Origin of the sequence: Winogradskyella sp. (genome assembly GCF_025210595.1) — a bacterium.
In the GTDB taxonomy this organism is placed as follows: domain Bacteria; phylum Bacteroidota; class Bacteroidia; order Flavobacteriales; family Flavobacteriaceae; genus Winogradskyella.
In genome coordinates this window covers 1-4544 of record NZ_JAOARH010000016.1, presented here as the reverse complement: position 1 = coordinate 4544, position 4544 = coordinate 1, and the positions used below count along the sequence as shown (strand labels likewise).

The window sequence follows — 4544 nt, the reverse complement described above, 5'->3', positions numbered from 1 at the left end:
TAAGAATAGATATTCTGACAATGATTTAGAGAAATTCAGAGTTTTAATACAAGAGAAAATTGATAAAGCTGAGCACGATTTAGAGCTTATAAAAAGTGCCTACATGAATGATCATAACAATGGTACAGATGATACGTCTCCTACATTTAAAGCATTTGAAGAAGGAAGTGCTACGATGAGTAAAGAGGCTAATTCGGCTTTAGCTATCCGTCAAGAAAAATTTATTCGAGATTTAAAAAATGCCATGATTCGTATAGAAAATAAAACATACGGAGTTTGTAGAGTTACAGGAAAATTAATTAATCCAGAACGTCTTAAATTAGTGCCTCATGCTACACTAAGTATTGAAGCTAAGAACATGCAGAAGTAATTAATTCCCTGTGTAGGCAGGAATCTCTTAGAGATATTTTTAAAATTTTGAAACAACACTAATTAAATTTCTAGTGAAGGTTCAGAATGGAAAAATTAAATTAATAAAGAAGCCTTAAAATATATTTTTTAAGGCTTCTTTATTTGTAAGTTTATAGCGAGGAATTATTTGTAATAGTATTATAACATAAAAAGATTTTTACATTTTTGGTAAGTGATATGTCATTAAAGAAAGTTTCAATTATTATCATTATTATATTATTGATAGACCAAATCAGTAAAATATATATTAAAACAAATTTTTCGCTTGTTGATCGGCCAATACAAATATTGTCTTGGTTTGAGATTGTATTTGTTGAAAATGATGGCATGGCTTGGGGAGCAAAATTGAGCGATTTTTTCACCTTTATTTCAGATAAGTCAGCAAAGCTTATTTTAACCTTGTTTAGGATTGTTGCAGTAACAGCTATTGGGTTTTGGCTTGTTGATGTTATAAAGAAAGAGAAATCGAAAACATTAATTTTTGCTATTGCTATAATTTTTGCAGGTGCTTTGGGTAATATTATAGACTCAGTGTTTTATGGAATATTATTTGGCGATAGCACTTTTGAAGTAGCAACATTTTTACCAGAAGGAGGTGGTTATGCTGAAGTGTTTCATGGTAAGGTTGTAGATATGTTGCATTTCCCTATTTGGAGTGGTCGATTACCTGGATGGTTGCCGTTAATTGGTGGCAAATCCTTTTCGTTTTTTGATCCTGTTTTTAATGTCGCGGATGTTGCTATTAGTACAGGAATAGGAATTTTAATTGTGTTTAATAAAAAGGCTTTTAAAGAATCATCTAAAAGTGAAATATCACATTCGGAGTTACACAATAATCTAGCGTAACATCATTATTGTTTGTTTCAAAATGTTCTTTTTCAGTTTCAAAAAAAGATAAGCCTATTTTTAGGGTTTCGGGTTTGCAGTGGCTTAAAAACCTATCATAAAATCCTTTGCCATAGCCTACTCTGTTCCCTTTGTTATCAAATGCTAATAATGGTATAAATACTATATCTATTTGTGGTGTCGAAATTTCGATACCATCTATGGGTTCAGGAATGTTATAGTTGTTTTTTTTAATTTTAGTACTATCTGTAAGTAGATAGTGTGTCATAGAATAATCTTCAAAATTACTTTTAGAAATAACAATGTTTTTGTCCTTTCCTGCTAGAATATTTAAAATATATTCGGTATTTACTTCTTTTTGTTCTTCAATAGGTAAGAAGATATGGTAAAAAGATTTGTCCCATATATCTAATTGTAATAGTTTGTTTGCTATTGAAAGACTTAAATCTTCGATGCTTTCTGTAGAAAGTTCTTTTCTTAAGGTTTTATATTTTTTGCGAAGCTCTGATTTTGTCATTCTTCTAGTTTAGTTGATATATGAAAAATAGCATCACCTTGATAAATAATAGGTGATTTATTAACATTAAAAATATAGCCGTTATTAGGTGCTTTTACAAAGTGATTAAAGTTTCCGTAAGGATCTGTAATATTGCCTAAAACATCACCTTTTTTTACTTGGGTATTTACAGTTAAGTTAGCTTTAAACATACCAGAATGCTTAGCTCTAATCCATTTACTTTCTTGTATTTTTAAAACATTCTTTTTTGGTTCTGAGGCTTTAAATTTTCCGTTTAGCATCCCTAAATGATGTAATACGCGCTTAGTGCCGTTAACACCTGCATTGGTAATGGTATTACTAATGTTAAAGGATTTCCCACCTTCAAACAGTAACATAGGTATACCTAGTTTATAGCAAGTATGCCTAAAGGATTTGTTTAGGTTTTTAGCGTAATAAATAAATGGAGCTCCAAAAACTTGGGCCAATTCATTTAAAACAACATCATCTTTAGTAATACGAATTTGAGCAGCGTTAAAACGATCTGCACCTCCTGTATGAAAATCTAAAATTAAATCGGCATGAGGTACAATTTCTGTCATAAGTTTATGTGCCACTCTACTAGCTAAAGAGCCATTTTCGCCACCAGGAAAAACACGATTTAAATCTCTGCCATCAGGAAATTCACGATCCATATGTATAAATCCAAAAACATTAATTACAGGAATACAAATAATGGTCCCTTTTTTAGGTTTATTAATACCTTTTGCAATTATTTGACGAACAATTTCTACACCATTTACTTCATCTCCATGTATGCCAGCAGTTATTAATACGGTTGGTCCAGGTTTTTTAGAACGCTCAATAATTACCGGAACATCTATAGTGTTTTGGGTATGTAATTTTGCAACATTAAAACTAACTTTTGCACTCTCACCTAGTGCTACTTTTTCTCCAAGTATATGTAATACTTCTTTTTCACTCATACTCATTTCCCATAAAAAGGGAATCTCAATTTTATTAAAACTTAACTTCTATTACGTTCTATAAAGGTAATAATTGCTCTTGCAATATTTTTTCGTGTAGCTCCCTCTATGCCTTCTAATCCAGGAGTAGAATTTACTTCCATAATTAAAGGTCCTCTAGAAGATTGTAACATATCTACACCGCAAACAGGTAATTTTAATGCGCGAGAAGCTTTAATTGCTAATTTTAATTCTTCTTCAGAAAGACGAATTAAATTTGCACTACCTCCTCTGTGTAAATTAGAACGGAACTCACCCTCTCTTCCTTGTCGTTTCATGGCTCCAACAACTTGGCCATCTACAATAAGTGCTCTTAAATCTGCTCCTTTTGCCTCTGCTATATATTCTTGAACTAGTGCTCTGGCTTGTAGTCCATTAAAAGCCTCGAGTACAGATTCTGCAGCATTTCTAGATTCTGCCAAAACAACTCCAAGTCCTTGAGTACCTTCAAGTAATTTTATAATTACAGGAGGACCTCCAACATGATTTAAAACCTCTTCTACATCTCTCGAATAATTTGTGAAAACGGTTTTTGGCATACCAATACCAGCTTTAGATAAACGCTGAAAACTTCGCAATTTGTCTCTACTTCTTATAATAGCATCTGATGTTACTGTTGTAAAAACGTTCATCATTTCAAACTGTCTCACTACAGCACAGCCAAAAAAAGTAACTGAGGCTCCAATTCTAGGTATAATGGCGTCGACATAGTCTAAGTATCTGTCTTGGTAATAAATAGTGGGTTTTTCTTGTTCAATGATGATATCGCATTGCAAAGGATCAATAACTTCTATAATATGACCTCTGTTTTCACCTTCTTCAACAAGACGTCTTGTTGAATACAAGTTTTCATTTCTAGAGAGAATGACAATATTCATAGTAATACTTAAAGTGCCTAAAGTTAATAAGTATTTGTTGAAATAGAAATCATGGAAAAGATCTTATCATTAAATAATTCTTAAGCAATAGAATAACTATTGTTAACTTTAAAGACATATAACTCAAAACTTAGAACTTTTATCTACCTTTGATTTAATGTCAGAAACTTCACTAGAAATACAAATAAAAACTCTGCCCAATCAACCTGGAGTATATCAGTATTTTAATGCTGATGAAAAGCTAATCTATGTAGGTAAGGCTAAGGACATAAAAAAACGAGTAAGAAGTTATTTTACTAAGCATCATGATTATGGTAAAACACGAGTTTTAGTAAAAAATATAGCATCTGTAAAGCATATTGTTGTAGAGACAGAAAATGATGCGCTTTTGCTTGAAAATAATCTTATTAAAAAATATCAGCCGAAGTATAATGTTATGCTTAAGGATGATAAAACCTATCCTTGGTTGTGTATAAAAAACGAACCTTTCCCACGTATTTTTCCTACGAGAAGACATATTAAGGATGGTTCAGAATATTTTGGGCCATATACAAGTATGAAAACCATAAATACGCTTCTAGATCTTATAAAGAGTGTTTATTCTCTAAGAACTTGTAATACGCGTATTACAACTGAAAAATTAGCAAAAGAAAATCTTAAACCTTGTTTGGGATATCATATAAATGCGTGTAATGGTGCCTGTGCAGGATTTGTAAAAGAAGAAGATTATACAGAAACATTAAATAGTGTTAGGCAAATTGTAAAAGGAAATTTTAAAGATTCGTTACAGCAATTTAGAGTTCAAATGAAGCAGCATGCCGAAGCTATGCAGTTTGAAGATGCTCAAAGAATAAAGGAAAAACTCGAAATTTTAGAAAATTATCAGGT

General features: G+C 31.5%; 6 protein-coding genes. 3 read left to right on the top strand and 3 right to left on the bottom strand.

Annotation, left to right across the window (positions count from 1 at the left end):
* Together N4A42_RS01320 and N4A42_RS01315 are read left to right on the top strand one after the other, a co-directional pair.
* Positions 1-370, top strand: a 370-nt coding sequence (locus N4A42_RS01320) for a TraR/DksA C4-type zinc finger protein (RefSeq protein WP_294068819.1), incomplete at its 5' end; no start/stop codon positions are given.
* A gap of 218 nt (positions 371-588) precedes the next feature.
* Positions 589-1257 (top strand): lipoprotein signal peptidase, encoded by a 669-nt coding sequence (locus N4A42_RS01315; protein ID WP_294068817.1) that lies wholly within the window; start codon positions 589-591, stop codon positions 1255-1257.
* Here the strand turns inward: N4A42_RS01315 and N4A42_RS01310 are convergent.
* The 3 genes from N4A42_RS01310 to rimK are packed head-to-tail and all read right to left on the bottom strand — an operon-like array spanning position 1211 to position 3656.
* Positions 1211-1774: a 5-formyltetrahydrofolate cyclo-ligase gene (locus N4A42_RS01310; RefSeq protein ID WP_294068815.1), complete on the bottom strand. Its 564-nt coding sequence runs from the start codon at positions 1772-1774 to the stop codon at positions 1211-1213. The genes N4A42_RS01315 and N4A42_RS01310 overlap by 47 nt on opposite strands.
* On the bottom strand, positions 1771-2739 hold the full coding sequence (locus tag N4A42_RS01305) for a succinylglutamate desuccinylase/aspartoacylase family protein (RefSeq protein ID WP_294068813.1): 969 nt from the start codon (positions 2737-2739) through the stop codon (positions 1771-1773). The genes N4A42_RS01310 and N4A42_RS01305 overlap by 4 nt, the downstream gene beginning before the upstream one ends.
* A gap of 41 nt (positions 2740-2780) precedes the next feature.
* Complete coding sequence (rimK, locus tag N4A42_RS01300) at positions 2781-3656, bottom strand: 30S ribosomal protein S6--L-glutamate ligase (RefSeq protein WP_294068811.1); 876 nt, start codon at positions 3654-3656, stop codon at positions 2781-2783.
* 157 nt (positions 3657-3813) lie between these two features.
* Here rimK and N4A42_RS01295 point away from each other — a divergent pair.
* On the top strand, positions 3814-4544 hold a 731-nt coding region (locus N4A42_RS01295), incomplete at its 3' end, for a GIY-YIG nuclease family protein (RefSeq protein WP_294068809.1).